Source organism: Ralstonia sp. PBBBR1 (assembly GCF_002256165.1).
Lineage (GTDB): Bacteria > Pseudomonadota > Gammaproteobacteria > Burkholderiales > Burkholderiaceae > Ralstonia > Ralstonia thomasii.
Genome location: NZ_NKIL01000016.1, coordinates 20,699 through 38,060 on the forward strand (window position 1 = coordinate 20,699; position 17,362 = coordinate 38,060).

At 65.6% G+C, this 17,362-nt stretch carries 15 protein-coding genes; 4 read left to right on the top strand and 11 right to left on the bottom strand.

What is annotated here, in order from left to right; all coding sequences use genetic code 11:
* The first annotated feature begins 6 nt into the window (after positions 1–6).
* The 4 genes from CFE42_RS22485 (at position 7) to rsmA (ending at position 5,926) form a co-directional block, all read left to right on the top strand.
* Complete coding sequence (locus CFE42_RS22485) at positions 7–2,448, top strand: LPS-assembly protein LptD (protein ID WP_037044907.1); 2,442 nt, start codon at positions 7–9, stop codon at positions 2,446–2,448.
* Complete coding sequence (locus CFE42_RS22490) at positions 2,441–3,943, top strand: peptidylprolyl isomerase (protein WP_004635541.1); 1,503 nt, start codon at positions 2,441–2,443, stop codon at positions 3,941–3,943. Before CFE42_RS22485 ends, CFE42_RS22490 begins: the two co-directional genes overlap by 8 nt.
* An 88-nt stretch (positions 3,944–4,031) precedes the next feature.
* Positions 4,032–5,048 (top strand): 4-hydroxythreonine-4-phosphate dehydrogenase PdxA, encoded by a 1,017-nt coding sequence (gene pdxA / locus CFE42_RS22495; RefSeq protein ID WP_004635539.1) that lies wholly within the window; start codon positions 4,032–4,034, stop codon positions 5,046–5,048.
* 32 nt (positions 5,049–5,080) lie between these two features.
* Positions 5,081–5,926 (top strand): 16S rRNA (adenine(1518)-N(6)/adenine(1519)-N(6))-dimethyltransferase RsmA, encoded by an 846-nt coding sequence (gene rsmA / locus CFE42_RS22500; RefSeq protein ID WP_004635537.1) that lies wholly within the window; start codon positions 5,081–5,083, stop codon positions 5,924–5,926.
* Here the strand turns inward: rsmA and CFE42_RS22505 are convergent.
* The 11 genes from CFE42_RS22505 to CFE42_RS22555 all read right to left on the bottom strand — a co-directional run bounded on the left by CFE42_RS22505 (position 5,913) and on the right by CFE42_RS22555 (position 17,111).
* Positions 5,913–6,818: a DMT family transporter gene (locus CFE42_RS22505; protein ID WP_004635535.1), complete on the bottom strand. Its 906-nt coding sequence runs from the start codon at positions 6,816–6,818 to the stop codon at positions 5,913–5,915. The genes rsmA and CFE42_RS22505 overlap by 14 nt on opposite strands.
* Positions 6,802–7,209, bottom strand: a complete 408-nt coding sequence (gloA, locus tag CFE42_RS22510; protein WP_004635533.1) for a lactoylglutathione lyase — start codon at positions 7,207–7,209, stop codon at positions 6,802–6,804. Before gloA ends, CFE42_RS22505 begins: the two co-directional genes overlap by 17 nt.
* A 119-nt stretch (positions 7,210–7,328) precedes the next feature.
* Positions 7,329–8,207 carry a SprT family zinc-dependent metalloprotease gene (locus CFE42_RS22515; protein ID WP_004635531.1) on the bottom strand — a complete coding sequence of 293 codons (879 nt, stop codon included), beginning with the start codon at positions 8,205–8,207 and terminating at the stop codon, positions 7,329–7,331.
* Complete coding sequence (locus CFE42_RS22520) at positions 8,204–8,956, bottom strand: lysophospholipid acyltransferase family protein (protein ID WP_004635529.1); 753 nt, start codon at positions 8,954–8,956, stop codon at positions 8,204–8,206. Before CFE42_RS22520 ends, CFE42_RS22515 begins: the two co-directional genes overlap by 4 nt.
* Positions 8,957–8,967: 11 nt before the next feature.
* Positions 8,968–9,546: a D-glycero-beta-D-manno-heptose 1,7-bisphosphate 7-phosphatase gene (gene gmhB / locus CFE42_RS22525; RefSeq protein WP_004635527.1), complete on the bottom strand. Its 579-nt coding sequence runs from the start codon at positions 9,544–9,546 to the stop codon at positions 8,968–8,970.
* A 31-nt stretch (positions 9,547–9,577) separates the two neighbouring features.
* Positions 9,578–11,671, bottom strand: a complete 2,094-nt coding sequence (gene glyS, locus CFE42_RS22530) for a glycine--tRNA ligase subunit beta (RefSeq protein ID WP_004635526.1) — start codon at positions 11,669–11,671, stop codon at positions 9,578–9,580.
* Positions 11,672–11,757: 86 nt separating this feature from the next.
* Positions 11,758–12,417: a hypothetical protein gene (locus CFE42_RS22535; protein ID WP_004635523.1), complete on the bottom strand. Its 660-nt coding sequence runs from the start codon at positions 12,415–12,417 to the stop codon at positions 11,758–11,760.
* Positions 12,414–13,400 (bottom strand): glycine--tRNA ligase subunit alpha, encoded by a 987-nt coding sequence (gene glyQ, locus CFE42_RS22540; protein WP_004635521.1) that lies wholly within the window; start codon positions 13,398–13,400, stop codon positions 12,414–12,416. The genes CFE42_RS22535 and glyQ overlap by 4 nt, the downstream gene beginning before the upstream one ends.
* 176 nt (positions 13,401–13,576) lie before the next feature.
* The gene (lnt, locus tag CFE42_RS22545; RefSeq protein ID WP_004635520.1) at positions 13,577–15,088 is read right to left on the bottom strand and encodes an apolipoprotein N-acyltransferase; all 1,512 of its coding nucleotides are present in this window, start codon (positions 15,086–15,088) and stop codon (positions 13,577–13,579) included.
* A 64-nt stretch (positions 15,089–15,152) separates the two neighbouring features.
* The gene (locus CFE42_RS22550) at positions 15,153–16,046 is read right to left on the bottom strand and encodes an HlyC/CorC family transporter (RefSeq protein WP_004635518.1); all 894 of its coding nucleotides are present in this window, start codon (positions 16,044–16,046) and stop codon (positions 15,153–15,155) included.
* Positions 16,047–16,208: 162 nt separating this feature from the next.
* Positions 16,209–17,111 (bottom strand): hypothetical protein, encoded by a 903-nt coding sequence (locus CFE42_RS22555; protein WP_296159641.1) that lies wholly within the window; start codon positions 17,109–17,111, stop codon positions 16,209–16,211.
* Positions 17,112–17,362: the final 251 nt, after the last annotated feature.

The following is a 17,362-nucleotide window of genomic DNA, read 5'->3' on the forward strand; positions in this document are numbered from 1 at the left end:
ATCTGCATGACCGAACCGAACCGAGCCAGGAAGAACCGGCAGCGCGCTGCTGTTGCCGCGCCCGATCAGCGGCCCGCCGACTTGGCCACCATCAGGCGTGGCACGCTGGCATTGCGCCCGCTGGTATTTGCGGTGGCCGGTGTCTGGACGGCGACGTCCGCGGCGCAGGGCGCGGACACCGCGCAAGCGACGGCGCCTGCTGTCACCCCGGCCTCGTCGGTGACGGCGCTGGCGACGTCCGGCCCGGCCACGCCCGGCGGCAGTCTGCTGGTGCCGAAGATGGCCGAGCCCGTCCAGCGACCGGACAATACTGTTCCCACCTTTACCGCGGCCGACAAGATGGACGGCCGCACCAACGAAGACATCCACCTGCGCGGTAACGGCGAACTGCGCCGCAACGGTTCGGTGCTGAAGGGCGACGCGCTCGACTACAACCAGGACACCGACGTTGCCACCGCCACCGGCAATGTGCGTCTGCTCAAGGGCGGCACGCTCGTCACCGGTCCGGACGCCAAGCTCAAGATCACCGCCAACGAAGGCACCATCAGCACGCCCGCGTACGAGTTCCACACGACCGGCGGCCACGGCACCGCAGAGCGCATCGATTTCATTGATAAGGACAACAGCCGCATCACGCGCGGCACGTACACCACGTGCGCGCCCGACAACGTCGACTGGTACTTCAGCGCGAGCCGCATCGATATCGACAGCGACCGCCAGGTTGGCACCGGCCGCAACGGCGTGCTTCACTTCTTCGGCGTGCCGGTGTTTGCCGCGCCGGTCATGGACTTTCCGCTCAATGACGACCGGCGCAGCGGTTTCCTTGCACCGGTGTTCGGCTATAACAGCCGCAGCGGGGCCGACGTCACGCTGCCGTACTACTTCAATATCGCTCCGAACCGCGATTTGACCTTGTATCCGCGTCTGCTCAGTATGCGTGGCCTGCAGCTTGGCGCCGAATATCGCTATCTCGATACGTCGTACAGCGGCGTCCTGCGGGGCGAATTCCTGCCCGATGATCGTGAGGCGGGTCGTAACCGCTGGTCGATTTCGGCAGTACACACGCAGCGACTGGCCCCGGGCCTGACCGGCTACATCAACTACAACAAGGTTTCCGATAACACTTATCCGGATGACCTTGGCCGCAGCATCGTCACGGCGACGCAGCGCCAGTATGTCCAGGAAGGCGGCGTCACCTATTCCATCGGCGATTGGGTTGCGCTGGCGCGCGTGCAGAAGTTCCAGACGCTGTCTACGGCAACTACGCCGCTTTCTGCACCGTACGAGCGGGTACCGGAGTTGAGTCTGACTTACAACCGGTACGACGTTGGCGGCTTTGACATCAATTTCCTGACCGACTACACGCGGTTTTCGATCCCGACGGCCAATACCGTGCAGGGCGAGCGCCTGTTCATGCAGCCGACGATCAGCTACCCGATCGTCCGCCCCGGCTGGTACGTCACCCCGAAGTTCATCCTGAACACCACCGCATACCGCCTGGACCGCCCGGCCGGCGACACGCAGGACACGCAGATCAATCGCACGCTTCCGACGTTCTCGCTCGATTCGGGCATGACCTTCGAGCGCGATGCGCCGCTGGTCTCCAAATTGTTCGGCGTGAGCTACATCCAGACGCTGGAGCCGCGCGTGTTCTACGTGTACACCCCGTATCGCGACCAGTCGCAGATTCCGTTGTTCGATACCGGCCAGTCGGACTACAACCTCGGGCAGATCTTTACCGAGAACCCGTACACCGGTTACGACCGCATTGCCGACAACAACAAGGTGACGGCAGGTGTGACCACGCGTTTTATCGAGGCCGAATCAGGCATTGAGCGCCTGCGTGCCACGATCGCCCAGCGCATCGATCTCGACGGGCAGCGCGTGACGCTGGCGGGTGCGGCCCCGACGTCGGTACGCCGCTATTCGGACCTTCTGGGTGCGACCACGATCCAGATGTTCCGCGGCATCTTTTTCGATACGAACCTTCAGTACAATCAGGACCTCGACCGCATCATGCGTTCGACGGTCGCGTTCAGCTGGAAGCCGGAAGCCAACAAGGTGATCAACCTCGGCTACCGCTATTACCGGCAAGACGCCAATACCGGTCAGTTGCCGCTGGAACAGGCCGATATCTCCACGCAGTGGCCGATTACGCGGCGCCTCTACGGCCTGGGTCGCATCGGTTACGACCTGGATGCGCGCAAGCCATCGGATGTGCTGCTCGGCCTCGAATATGTGGCGGACTGCTGGGTCGGCCGACTGGCGGTACAGCGCTACAGCAATGCGGTTTCGGGCTATACGACGCATATCTTTGCCCAGATCGAATTCAAGGGTTTGTCGAAGGTGGGGAACAATCCGATCGACGTGATTCGTCTGAACGTGCCCGGCTACCAGCCGGTGACCGCACAGCCGATCACGCCGTCCGTGCTGGATCAATATGAATAACGACATCATGGCTTTCCAATCGACCGCTTTCGCCACGCGTGTGGCTCCTCTGGGCCGCTTGCGTGTTGCCACCGGCGTGCTGCTTGCGCTGTTGGCGGGGACCACGCTGTCGCCAGCCGTCCACGCGCAGCAGGCGCAATCGGCAAAAAAGAGTGCACCGGTGCGGGGCATCTTCGCCAACCCCGGTTCGTCGCCGAGCCAGCCGCTGCTGCAGGGCACGCTGCCCGAGCCAACGGCTCCAGGCGCGCCGCGCAGCCAGTTGGTCGACGAGGTGGTGGCTGTGGTCAACACCGACGTCATCACCCGCCGCGAACTGCTCAACCGCGCGGATCTGGTCGAGCGCACGTTCCGCGCACAGAATCGCCCGCTGCCGCCGCGCGCCGATCTGCTCGGCGAAGTGCTTGAGCAGCTCATCTTGGAGCGCGTGCAGGCGCAGACCGCCAAGGAAAGCGGCATCCGCGTGTCCGACGCCGATGTGGATCGTGCCGTGGAAAGCGTGGCCCAGCGCAACAACCTGTCGGTGCCGCAGCTCAAGAGCAAGCTGAAGGACGCCGGCATGACGTACGACAAGTACCGCGACGACCTGCGTCAGGAAATCCTTCTGGCGCGCCTGCGTGAGCGCGAGGTCGACTCGAAGGTGCAGGTCTACGACGGCGAGATCGACAACTATCTGGCGCAGCAGGGTGGCGGCACGGCCCCGGCCGGCGAACAGCAATACAACGTCGCGCAGATTCTCGTGCCCGTTGCCGAAGGCGCCACGGATGCCGAGAAGGCCGCAGCGCGCAAGAAGGCCGAAGGCCTGCTCAAGCAAGCGCAGGGCGGCGCGGATTTCGCCAAGCTGGCGCGTGACAATTCTGGCGCGCAAGATGCCGCGCAAGGCGGCGAGCTTGGGCTGCGGCCGATCGGGCGCCTGCCGGCTGTGTTTGCCAACGCCGTGGTCGACATGAAGGCGGGCCAGGTGGCGAGCCAAGTGGTCGAAAGCCCGGCTGGTTATCACGTGATCAAGCTGTTGGAGAAGCGCGCATCGAGCACGGCCATTGCCGCCAAGGTGCAGCAGACGCAAGTGCGCCACATCCTGATCAAGACCGGTCCGACGATGTCGGCGGACGACGCGCGCCGCCAGTTGGTGGGCCTGCGTGACCGGATCGTCCACGGCTACGATTTTGGCGATGCGGCACGCCGGTATTCGCAGGACGGTTCGGCCGGTGCGGGTGGCGAGCTGGGCTGGGTGTCGCCGGGCCAGCTGGTGCCGGAATTCGAGCAGGCGATGAACCAGCTCAAGCCGGGCGATGTGTCGCAGCCGGTGCAAAGCCAGTTCGGTGTGCACCTGATCCAGGTGGAAGGCCGCCGCGAGGCAGAGGTGTCGGGAGACCGCGAGCGCGACTACGCGCGCTCGGTCATTCGCGAGCAGAAGGTGCAGGCCGCCTATGAGGATTGGCTGCGTGAACTGCGCGATTCGGCACACGTGGAATACCGCGTGAACCGTCAGCAGTAAGCTACGGGCATCCGCATCGCTCACGGCCGCCTGCGGGCGGCCGTGGCGTTTCTAGATCGCTCCAGAAACCATCGCAGGAAAGCGCTGCATGCTGAACATTGCCATCACCACTGGCGAACCCGCCGGTATCGGCCCCGACATCACCGTGGCCGCTTTGCTGCATTTGGCGCGGCAGGCATTGCCGCGTTACGCCGATGTGCAGTGGCACGTGATTGGCGATGCCGCGCTGCTGCAGGCACGCGCGGACGCGATCGGGCAGGGCGATTTCTGGCGCGTTGCCTCGACGGCGCTGACTGTCGTGGAGCGCCCGCTGGGTGCGCCGGTGCGCGCCGGCGTGCTCGATGCCGCCAACGGCCGCTATGTGCTGGACTTGCTCGACGCTGCCATCGACGGTTGCCAGATCGGCACCGAAGATGGCGTCCGTTACGACGCGATGGTCACGGCGCCGGTGCAGAAGAGCACGATCAACGACGCAGGCGTGCCTTTTACCGGCCACACCGAGTACCTGGCCGAGCGCAGCCGAACGCCGCGCGTGGTAATGATGCTCGCCGGTCCGCAGCCGGCGCACGACAACGCCATGCTGCGCGTGGCGCTGGCGACGACGCACTTGCCGCTGCGCGAGGTGCCGGACGCCATCACCCCCGCGGTGCTCGACGAAACGCTGGACATCGTGCAGCGTGACCTGCGCATGCGTTTTGGACTGAACGCACCTCGCATCCTCGTGACGGGGTTGAATCCGCATGCGGGTGAATCCGGCCACCTCGGCCGCGAAGAGATCGAGGTGATCGAGCCCGCCATCGCGCGGGCGCGTGCACGCGGAATCGATGCCCGCGGTCCGTATCCGGCCGATACGCTGTTCCAGCCGCGCCTGCTGGCCGATGCCGATTGCGTGCTGGCGATGTACCACGACCAAGGTTTGGCGCCGCTCAAGTACGGCACCTTCGGCCATGGCGTGAACATCACGCTGGGCTTGCCGTTTGTCCGCACGTCGGTGGACCACGGTACGGCGCTGGACTTGGCCGGCACGGGCCGCGCCGAGTTCGGAAGCATGATCGAGGCGATCGATACTGCCATCGCCATGGCGCGGCACACCGCGCGCTCCTGAGTTTCCTTCACCTCTTCGATTTCGAGTTCGCAATGGCACGATCCACGACCGGCGTTCACCAAGGGCACCAGGCCCGCAAGCGCTTCGGCCAGAACTTCCTGGTCGATGACGGCGTGATCCACGCCATCGTTGCCGCCATCGATCCGAAGCCCGACGATGTACTTGTCGAGATCGGCCCCGGCCTGGGCGCGCTCACCGTGCCGCTGATGGAGCGCGTGCGCACGCTGCAGGTGGTCGAGCTGGATCGAGACCTTGTCGCGCGCTTGCAGAAGCGATTCGGCGATCGGCTGATCGTGCATGCGGGCGATGCACTGGCGTTCGATTTCGGTTCGCTGCAGGAGGCGGGCCGGCCGCTGCGCATCGTCGGCAACCTGCCATACAACATCTCGAGCCCGCTGCTGTTCCACCTCGCCACGTTTGCCGACCGCGTGCGCGATCAGCATTTCATGCTGCAGAAAGAAGTGGTCGACCGCATGGTCGCCGCGCCGGGTAGCAAGGCGTTCAGCCGGCTGTCGGTGATGCTGCAGGTGCGGTACTACATGGAGCTGGTGCTGGATGTGCCGCCGGGCTCGTTCAACCCGCCGCCCAAAGTGGATTCGGCGGTGGTGCGGATGATTCCGTGGCCGGCCGACAAATCGCCGTATGCGCCGGTCGACCTGCGCGCGCTTGGCACGGTGGTGACGATGGCGTTTTCGCAGCGCCGCAAGGTGTTGCGCAACACGCTGGGCGCACTGCGCGATGTGATCGATTTCGAAGCGCTTGGCTTTGACCTGGGCCGGCGCGCAGAAGAAGTGTCGGTGGAAGACTTCGTGGCAGTGGCGAACGCACTGCCGGCTAATCGCATTGCCGGCAGCGTTTCCGACCTTAGCGAAGATTGACGAGCAGGATGCCCGACAGCACGAGCGCCGCCGCCAGAGCAAACCGCAGTCCAACCGGCTCGTGCAACAGCAGCACGCCAAACGCCACGCCAAACAGCGGCGTCAGGAACGAGAACACCGACAACCGCGATGCCAGGTAGCGGCGCAGCAGCCAGAACCACGTCAGGTAACTGGCGAACGCAATCAGCACGGATTGGTAGGCGAGGCTGGCCAGCGCGGTCGGTGTAAGGTTTGCCGTAAAGGCCTGGCCGGTGCCGGCGGCCATCAACAGCAACAGCACAGCCGAGACGGCAAGTTGGTACAGCAGCGTCTTCGCTGCCGGTGCTTCGGAAAGCTTGCTTGCCCGCACGACGATGGTCGTCGCGCCCCACAGCGCGCCTGCCACCACGCCCAGCGCGTCGCCCAGCGAGGTCGACGGCCCGGCCGCCGGGTGCAGGACACCGTCGGCGAACGCCAGCACGATCCCCGCAAACGCAATGCCGATCCCGGCCCACTGGCGCGGGCGCAGGTGCTCACCCGGCACGAAAAAGTGCAGGCCGAGGGCGGTGAAGATCGGCGCGGTGTAAAGGAACACCGCCATGCGCGAGGCAGTGGTGTAGCTCAGGCCAATGAAGATGCACAGGAACTCGATCCCGAAGAGCACACCGGCCATCAGACCACCGGCCAATGTGCCGTCACGCACTGACAGGCACGTGCCGCGCCACAGCGCAAACGCCAGCACCAGGACCGACGCGATTGCCGAGCGCACACCGGCCTGCATAACGGGCCCCACGTCGTGCGCCGCCACCTTGATGGCAACCTGCTGAAAGCCCCAGCACATGCACAGCACCACCATCAGGCCGATGGCAGTGCCGTCCAGCGGCCGGCGGATGGCGTCAGTGGCGGTTGCCATCGGGCATCGAGCGCGCCTGGATCAGCTCGATCTTGTAGCCATCCGGATCTTCCACAAACGCGATGATGGTGCTGCCGCCCTTGACCGGGCCCGCTTCACGCGTGACCTTGCCGCCTGCGTTACGAATCTGGTCACAGGCTTGTGCGGCATCGTCGACCTCGATGGCCAAGTGCCCGAATGCCGTGCCGAGTTCGTACTCGCTCACCCCGTAGTTGTAGGTCAGTTCGATGACCGTGTTGCTGGCTTCCGGGCCGTAGCCGACGAACGCCAGCGAGTACTTGTACTCGGGGTTGTCGCTGGTGCGCAGCAGTTGCATGCCGAGCACCTTGGTGTAGAAGTCGATCGAGCGCTGCATGTCGCCGACGCGCAGCATGGTGTGGAGCATTCGCATGGGGTTTCCTTCCTGGAGGACTGTGGGGAAGGCAATATTGTAGGAGGGTGTGGCCGAGCGTGCAGGACAGGCGTTCTCTGCAACCGCCGCATCCGCCGCAGGAGCGTCGGCAGGGCGAATCAGAACGCCGGCAAGTATTCCGGCGGATGCGAGCGCAGTTGCTCCCGCGCCTCACGAAACTCAGGAAAGATCGACTCCACCGTGTCCCAGAAGCGCGGGCTGTGGTTCATCTCTTTGAGATGCGCCAGTTCATGCGCAACCACGTAGTCGATCAAGCTGAGGGGGAAATGCACGAGGCGCCAGTTCAGGCGGATCTTGCCGTCGGCGGTGCAGCTTCCCCAGCGCGTGGCGGCGGAGGAGAGTGCATACGCGCTATGCCGCACGCCAAGGCGCTCGGCATATACCTCAAGACGCTCGCCGAAGAGGCGTCGGGCCTGCGTCTGCAGCCAGCCTTGCACGCGGTCCTTGATCTGCTGCTCGGTGGTGGTGTGCGGCAGGCCCAGGTGCAGCATGCTGGTGTCGGCATCGAACATCAATGCGCCGATGGGCGATTCCAGCTTGAGCGTGATCGTCTTGCCGAGGAACGGCAATCCGGCGCCGTCCTGCCACTCCATCGTCGGCAGCATGCGGCGTGCGGCGCTCGTGCGCCATTCGGCCAGCTTGGCGAAGATCCACTTCTGCTTTTCGGCGATGGCGTGTTCGATCTCGGCGAGCGTGACCCAGCGCGGTGCCGTGATCGACAGGCCGCGGTCATCGATGACAAAGCCGATGGTCCGCCGCGACGAGCGCTTGAGGTTATAGATGAGCGCGCGCTCGCCCAGCGTCAGGCGGCGCTGGTGGGGGCCAAGCGGTGCGGTGGAAAAATCGAGTGCGGGCGGGGCGAGGAGCGGCGCGTCAGGCGGCTGCGTGGGCGACGAGGCTTCGGGTGCGAGCAGCGGCAGCTCAAGCTGGACGCTGTCGGCGGTGGTGGGCGAAGTCGGTGGGCGCAGCAGTTTCATGCGTGCTCGCGGTAGCTATCGGCGTCGATTCTACGCATTTCCGCTTCGATCCATGCTTCGACTTCGCGGTTGAGTTCGTCGCTGGTCTTGCCTGCAGTCGGGATGGCCGGACCGACCGACAGCGTGATCAGGCCCGGATGCTTCAGGAACGAATTGCGCGGCCACACGCGGCCGGAGTTGTGGGCGATCGGGATGACCCACGCGCCGGTATCCACGGCAAAACGCGCACCGCCGCTCTTGTAGCGCGGCTTCGGGTCGCCCGAGCGCGTGCGGGTGCCTTCCGGGAACATGATCACCCACGCGCCTTCGGCCATGCGTTCCTTGCCCTGACGTGCGACCGAGGCGAACGCGTTGGCGCCGTCCTTGCGGTTGATGTGCACCATTTTGAGCATGCCCAGCGCCCAGCCGAAGAAGGGCACATACAGCAGCTCGCGCTTGAATACGTAGCACAGCGGCCGAGGCATGGTCGCGACATAGGCCATGGTTTCCCACGCGGACTGATGCTTGGAGAGCAGCACCACCGGCTTGTTGGTGGCGACGGCTTCTTCGATGTGCTCCCAGCCCTGGTATTGCCAACGGATGCCGAGCAGCCAGCGCGCCATCCAGATGGCGGATTTGGTCCAGCCCGACACCATCCAGAACCGGCGAGCCGGATTCATGAACGGGAACACGATGAAGCAGGCCACCGCATAGATCGGCGTCCAGACAATCAGGAAAACCAGGTACAGCAGCGAACGGATAAAAGTCATTGGGGGCGAATTCAAGGGGCGCGCGTGGGCGTGCCCTGGGGCGCGGGGGACAGCAGCGCACGCGCAAACGCACGCAGGTCCTCGTGAATTTGGGTGCCCGGGGGCAGGTCGCCGGCATCGCGGGTCTTGGTGCCCTTGCCGGTCAGTACGAGGTGCGGTACGGCGCCGACTTCGACGCCGGCTTGCAGATCGCGCAGCGAGTCTCCAACGACCGGCACGCCCGTGAGGTCCACGTCGAAGCGGCGTGCAATCTCGCGCAGCATGCCGGACTTGGGCTTGCGGCATTCGCAGGCATCGGCGGCGGTGTGCGGGCAGAAGAAGACGGCATCAACCCGCCCGCCGTAGGTGGCGAGCGCCTTGTACATCTTCTCGTGCATGGCGTTGAGCGCGGCGGCCTCAAACAGGCCGCGTCCGATGCCCGACTGGTTGGTTGCCACCACCACCTGGTAGCCCGCCTGGTTCAGTTCGGCAATGGCTTCCAGGCTGCCCTCGAGCGCGATCCACTCGTCGGGCGACTTGATGAACTGGTCGCTGTCTCGGTTGATGACGCCATCGCGGTCGAGAATCACCAGTTTGGGAACGTGGGGCATGGTGGGCTCCGAACGGTGCTTGGGGTGCCGATCAGGCGGCCAGCTTGGAGATGTCCGCCACGCGGTTCATCAGTCCGTGCAGTTCAGCCAGCAGCGCCAGGCGGTTGTCGCGCAGCGCGGTGTCGTCGGCCATCACCATCACGCCGTCGAAGAAGGTGTCGACCGCTTCGCGCAGACCGGCCAACGTCTTGAGCGCAGTGGTGAAATCGCCGCGTGCGAAGGCGTCGTGCACCTGCGGTTCCGCTGAAACCACGGATTGGTGCAGCGCGCGCTCGGCGTCTTCCTTGAGCAGTGGCGGCTGCACGGCACCAATGGCCACGTCCGTCTTCTTCAGGATGTTGGTGATGCGCTTGTTGGCGGCCGCCAGTGCCTCGGCCTGCGGCAGGGCAGCAAAGGCGCGTACGGCTTCTAGGCGCGCGACGATGTCGTCTAGGCGCTGCGGGCGCTGACTCACCACGGCTTCGACCTCGTTGGTGCTGTAGCCCTTGTCCTTCAGGTAGCCGCGCAGGCGGTCGTAGAGGAAGTCGGTGATGGCGGCCAGGTTCGGTTTGACGGCGGCGATGCCGTCGAAGCTGGCAGCGGCGATCTGCAGTGCATCGTCAATCGTGAGCGCGAGCGGCTTCTCGATCAGCATGCGCAGGATGCCCAGCGCGTGGCGGCGCAGCGCGAACGGGTCTTTCTCGCCCGTGGGTTGCAGGCCGATGCCCCAGATGCCGACCAGCGTTTCGAGCTTGTCGGCCAGCGCCACCACGGTACCGGTGGCGGTGCTGGGCAGCGCATCGCCGGCAAAGCGCGGTTGGTAGTGTTCGGAGCAGGCCAGCGCCACATCGTCGGGTTCGCCGTCATGGCGTGCATAGTACGTGCCCATCGTGCCTTGCAGCTCGGGGAACTCGCCCACCATGTCGGTCAGCAGATCGGCCTTGGCCAGCAGCGCGCCGCGCGAGGCGTGCGCCACATCCGCGCCGAGCTTCTCGGCCAGTTGGCCGGCAATGGCTTGCAGGCGCGACACGCGCTCAAGTTGCGTGCCGATCTTGTTGTGATAGACCACGCGCGAGAGCAGCGGCACGCGATCGGCCAGCGGCTTCTTCTTGTCCTGCTCGAAGAAGAAGCGCGCGTCGGCCAGGCGCGGGCGGACCACGCGCTCATTGCCTTGAATGATGGCCTCGGGTGTATCCGTGGCGATGTTCGAGACGATCAGGAAGCGGTTGCGCAGATGGCCCTGCGCGTCGGTCAGCGCAAAGTACTTCTGGTTGGTCTGCATGGTCAGGATCAGACACTCCTGCGGTACGGCGAGGAATGCTTCCTCGAAATGGCAGGGGTAGACCACGGGCCATTCGACCAACGCGTTCACCTCATCGAGCAGCGCTTCGGGCATGACTACCGTATCGGCGCCGGCGGTCTTGAGCAGTTCGGCGCGGATGGCCTCTTTGCGCTTGCCGTAGCCGGCGATGACCTTGCCCTGCGACTCCAGCGTGCTCGCATACGACGCGGCGTCCTGGATGACGATTTCGCCCGCCGACAGGAAACGGTGGCCCAGCGTCACGTTGCCCGATTGCAGGCCGAACGCGCTGACGGGGATGACCTCGCTGTCGAGCAGCGCAATCAGCTTGTGGGCGGGGCGCACGAACTGGACGTTCTCGCCGTTCGGGCGCTGATACGTCATCACCTTCGGGATCGGAAGGTTGGCGATGGTTTGCGACAGTGCAGTCTGAAGGCCGTCAGCCAGCACGGCGCCGCGTGCGGTGTAGCGATAAAACAGCGCTTCGGCCTTGCCGTCGGGCCCGCGTTCCAGCGATTCAGCGGCGATGGCCTCCACGCCCACGGTCTTGGCCAGCGCGGCCAGCTTCTTGACCAGCGGCGCTGCGGGCTTGCCCTCGGCGTCGAAGGCGATGGTCACGGGCAGCACCTTCTCGCGCAGTTCGCGATCGGGCGCGGTGCGGCGCACGCCGGTGATCGATGCGGCCAGGCGGCGCGGCGTGGCAAATCCTTCTACGGCGGCGCCCTCTTCGAGCAGGCCTTGCGCCGACAGACCGTCAAACAGGCCGCGTGCAAACGCCTCGCCGAGGCGGGCCAGCGCCTTGGGCGGCAGTTCTTCGGTCAGCAGTTCGATCAGGAGGGTGGACATAGCGTTTGAATCGGTGACGTCGTTGTTCTGCGCCGCTTGGTGTTCAGATCAGGTGCGGCGGTACGTTGTGTGGTTCGGTTCAGTGATCAGCAGGGCGAGCCGGGCACGGGTTCCACGCCCGAAAGCAGCCACACGCCGTTCTGCTGCTGAAACTGCAATTGCGTGCCGGCGCACTGACCCGGCGGCGGGGGCGGTGCAATCGGCGCGGGCGTGGTGCCAGGCACGGCAGCATCGCGGCGCAGGAAGCGGGCCGACAGCAAGCCCCGTCGCGCGTCGTACCGCACTTCTTGCAGCGTGCCGGACACATTGAATTCCAGACGGCTCGGCAACTGCCCCGCCGATCGGAACACGCGCGCACGGCGCTGTGCCTTGACGCCGGTGCCTTGCCACTCCACCCACGTGAGCGGGAAGCGCAGTGCCGTCGCATACGTGCGCAACGGTACGCGATGCCAGCCGAGGTCCCGTGCGCCGGACAGGTCGCAGGCCATCGTGCGCACCAGGCTCGTCCATTGATCGAGCGACGGCGGCGGCGGCGTCCAGGCCGCGCTCAGCGCTTGCTGGAGCGGCTTGGAATCGGCCACGCAAAGCTGCGTCAAAGTGTTGGGCACGACAAAAACCTTCTCCGCCGATGCCGGCTTGGACGTGCGATGCCGCGCCGCTTGGGCAACGCTCGCCGGTAGCGTCAGCGCGGCGATGGACGCTGCCGTCAGCAGCGCCAGGCCACGCCGTGCTCGGTTGGCCGTCATGCGGCCTCCGTGGTCTTGACAGCGGCAGCGGCCGTGCCGCACATCGGGAAGCCCAGGCGCTCGCGCGAATCGTAGTAAGCCTGCGCGACCAGGCGCGACAAATTGCGGATGCGGCCGATGTAGGCCGCGCGCTCCGTCACCGAAATGGCGCCGCGTGCGTCCAGCAGGTTGAAGGTGTGGCCGGCCTTGAGCACTTGCTCGTAGGCGGGCAGGGCCAGTTGCACGACAGGTGCGTCGCCCTCGGCAGCGGCATCACCTTCTGCGCGCACGCCCATCAGGCGCTTGGCTTCGGCTTCGTGCTCGGCAAAGCGGCGGAACAGCACGGTCGTGTCAGCCTGCTCGAAGTTGTAGGTCGATTGCTCGACTTCGTTCTGGTGATAGACGTCGCCGTAGGTCAGGCGGCGCTTCACGGGGCCGTTCGGGCCCGGCTCTTCCCACTCGGTCCAGACCAGGTCATAGATGTTTTCGACCTGCTGCAGGTACATTGCCAGGCGCTCGATGCCGTAGGTGATCTCACCGGTCACCGGCTTGCAGTCCAGGCCGCCGACCTGCTGGAAGTACGTGAACTGCGTGACTTCCATGCCGTTGAGCCAGACCTCCCAGCCGAGGCCCCAGGCGCCGAGCGTGGGGTTCTCCCAGTCGTCTTCTACAAAGCGCACGTCGTTCTGCTTCAGGTCCAGGCCCAGCGCTTCCAGCGAACCGAGGTACAGGTCGAGGATGTTTTCCGGCGCCGGCTTGAGCACCACCTGGTATTGGTAGTAGTGCTGCAGGCGATTCGGGTTCTCTCCGTAGCGGCCGTCCTTGGGGCGGCGCGACGGTTGCACGTAGGCGGCTCGCCACGGCTCGGGGCCGATCGCGCGCAGGAAGGTGTGCACATGCGACGTGCCGGCGCCGACTTCAAGATCGATCGGTTGCAGCAGGGCGCAGCCCTGGGCGTCCCAGTACGACTGCAGCTTGAGAATGAGTTGCTGGAAGGTGAGCATGGTGGTACCCGTTGGTCCGTGGCGGCACGGAACGATGCGTTGCGCCGCGCGACGGTGGAATGCAGCGGCGGGCACGAGAAGCGCCTGGCTCCGTGCCCGCCGTAAAACGTTGAATTTTAGCGTTTTTTGTCAGCGGCTCCGGAAAGTGGCTCGAAAGCCCTCCGGACGCTGAACGATCAATCTGCCGATGTCCGACGGCGGCGTACGCATGCCACCAGCAGAACCAGCGCGCCCAGGCCCAGCACGGGTGCGTTGCCGGCCCGCACGAATGGCGTCAGACCTTGCGTGCCTTGCACGTCAGCCTGCAATGTGCCGAGCGTGAAGACAGGCAGGCGCGCCTGTACGCTGCCGTCCGGCCGCACCACTGCGGTCGCGCCCGTGTTGGTGGCGCGCAGCATCGGACGGCCCGTTTCCAGGGCGCGCATGCGCGAGATCTGCAGGTGCTGATCCAGTGCGATCGTGTCGCCAAACCACGCCAGGTTCGTCACGTTGGCGAGCATCGTGGCGGGCTGATCCGCATGCCGCAGCGAGGCGGCAATTTCCTCGCCAAACAAATCTTCGTAGCAGATGTTGGGTGCGACGCGCTGGTCGGCCACCGCCATGGGCGGCTGCACGGGCAGGCCACGCCGGAAGTCGCCCAGCGGCATGTTCATCATGTTGACGAACCAGTGGAAACCGAAGGGGATGAACTCGCCGAACGGCACGAGGTGGTGCTTGTTGTAGCGGTACACGCCCTGGAATTGCGGGCCGATGCCGAACACGCTGTTGGTGTAATCGACGCGGGAGTCCTCGCTGGCGGCGCCGAACAGCACGCTGGAGCCGGTGGTATCCACATAGGTGCGGAGGGCCAGCGCGATCTCCTGCGGCATCTCCTGAATCATGATCGGGAAGGCCGTCTCGGGTGTGACCACGAGTTGCGCGGGCTTCTCGGTGACCATCTTGGTGTACAGCTCCAGCGAGCGCTCGATGCCGGTTTGCTGGAACTTCACGTCCTGCGGCACGTTGCCCTGCAAGAGACGCACGGAGATCGGCTTGCCCACCGGCTGCGTCCACGCAATGCCGTGCAGCGGCCAGCCGGCCACCAGCAGGAGCGCACCCGCGATGCCCGCCAGCCAATGCAGGCGGCGCTCGGCCGCGACGCACAGCAGGCCAGCCAGCACGGCGGCGATCAGCACGATGCCGTATACGCCCACCAGCGGCGCGTAGCCGGCCAGCGGGCCATCGGTGTGCGCGTAGCCCCCGTTGATCCAGGGGAAGCCCGTCCAGACTGTGCCGCGCAGCCATTCCGTGACGGCCCATGCCGCGCCAAATATGAGCGCGGATGCGGTACCGGACCACCGCCCGCGTCTCGTCAGCCACTGCCATGCCCACACCGCCAGCGCCGGATGCAGCGCCAGGTAGCCGGCAAACAGCAGCACTGCCAGCGCGGCCATCCACGCCGGCATGTCGCCGTAGACATGCATGCTGATATAGAGCCACCAGACGCCCGACAGGAACCAGCCGAGCCCGAACGCATATCCGACCCACGCCGCTTCACGCAGGCGCGCGGCGCGCTGCACGAGCGCGGCCAGCCCCGTGAGCGAGAGGATCTGCAGCCACCACCAGTGGTTCGGTGCAAACGACAGCGTATGCATGACGCCAAGCAACGCTGCAAGCGGCATCGCGAAACGCAGCCGCGCGAGCGGCACAGCTTGGGCATCCTGCCGACGGGATGGTGCGGCAGGGGAAGAGAACTGAGCGGGCACGGAGGGATCAGGCGGGGTGAGAACCAGAGGTGTCGGCTGTGGCATTGCCGCCGGCCGGCGTGGTGAGGCGGCGCACGAGCAGCACCTGCACCTGGCGCGCATCGGCGCGCAGCACGTCGAATTGCAGCGTGCCCATGACGATCTTTTCGCCCCGGTGCGGCACGCGGCCCAGGTGGTTGGACAGCAGCCCGCCCACGGTATCGACGTCTTCGTCGGAGAAATGCGTGCCGAAGGCTTCGTTGAACTGGCTGATTTCGGTCAGGCCGCGCACGCGCATGTGGCCATCGGCGGTCGGCAGAATGTTGTCTTCTTCCTGATCGAAGTCGTATTCGTCTTCAATGTCGCCGACGATCTGCTCCAGCACGTCTTCGATGGTGATGAGGCCTGCCACGCCGCCGTATTCGTCAACGACGATGGCGATGTGGTTGCGGTTGACGCGGAAGTCTCGCAACAGCACGTTCAGTCGCTTGGATTCGGGGATGAATACGGCCGGGCGCAGCATGTCGCGCACGTCGAAGTCTTCATCGGTATAGAAGCGCAGCAGATCCTTGGCGAGCAGAATGCCGATGATGTTGTCGCGACTGCCTTCGTAGACGGGGAAGCGCGAATGCGCGGCTTCCTGCACGAAGGGGATGAATTCTGACGGTGCGTCGGCGATGTTGAGCGCGTCCATCTGCGCGCGCGGGATCATGATGTCGCGCGCACACAGATCTGAGACCTGGAAGACGCCTTCGATCATCGACAGGGAGTCGGCGTCGATGAGGCTGCGCGCATGGGCGTCTTGGAGGATTTCGAGCAACTCGGCCCGTGATTCGGGCTCGGGCGAGATGAGGTCGGTCAGGCGTTCCAGCAGCGTACGGGGTTTGTCGGCTGGCTTCGGACTGGGATACGGATCATTCATGGCGCGGTCGCGCGTCGTTAAACATCGGCCCAGCATACACCAAAAGCCCAGCCGTCCCGATGACGCAGGGTGGCTGCCAGGTCTCCAGAAGTGCGGTTTATTTCACATCTGGAGGCCGGGCTCGGGCGCGTTAAGACGGTCGATCTGCCGAGGGGAAAGCGGTCAGTCGTGCCCGCCCTCGCCGCCGCGGTCCTGGTCTCCGCCGTGGCTGCCGTCGCCGCCATGATTGTGGTCGCCACCGTGGTTGCGATCGCCGCCATGATCGTGATCGCCGCTGTGGTCATGATCGTGGTCGTGATCATGGTCGTGCCCGTGGTGGTGGCCGCCTCCGTGGCAACTTACGCACGGCGATGGGACGGGCGATGGGCTCGGCGTCGGCGTCGGGGTGGGTGTCGGTGTTGGGCTCGGAGTCGGGCTAGGCGATGGAGTCGGCGACGGGCTAGGCCCGGGGCTCGGTGTTGGTGCCGGCGTGGGGCCAGGGCTGGGCGACGCACCGGGTGCGGGGGCCGGTGTCGGGCTGGGCTTGGACGGCGGCGTGTTGTTGCCGCTGGGGGGCGGTGCGTCGTTGTTGCCAGTCGGCGTTGTCGCCGCCGGTGCCGGGTCTGCGGGATGCGAATTGCTGTGATACCGGCCCAGCGTGCTCGCGCCGCCGTAGGCTGTCCAACGTCCGGCGATTTCCATGTCGACGCCGGCGAGCCAGTGGTCGCCCGTGGCTCCGACGCCCACCAGCGCCTTGCTGCTCGCAAAGTCGTATCCGCCGCCGATGAGCGCCTGCACGCTTGTGCTGCCGACCACCGCCTGCACGCGCGGCCGGATGGTGCCTTGCGCGACCATGAGGTTCACCTCGGCGCCAACCACGTTGTTGCTGTCGGAGATGTTGACCGTGCGGCAGCCGACCACCGCGCCCGGATGCCAGGCACCGTCGAATACGACGACGATGCCCGCATAGCACGATTGCTTGTGATCAGCGTGTGCGATGCGCGGCGTGACCGCGAGCGCCGTGCCGACACCCACGCCAACCAGCAGCGTGGTCCACGGAATGCTGTCCATGAAGCGTTGACGCATGATGACCTCCCCGCGGTGGCCTTGCCCGTCTGTGCGCGGGCTGGCCGATGGCGCTCGTTTGCGCCGAATTCGTGAAGCGCGCTCGAGCGGCGGCTTATGCGTGGAGGATAGAAATCTCTACGGCAAAACCCATGCGCCATACGGAGAGCAGCAAGGGTCCCGGATGGCGGACGGCCTGTGCGACGTGTATGCGCGATTCGAACGGCGCGAGCATGCGCCGAATGGCGGAGGAAAACCCGGAAACCGTTGTC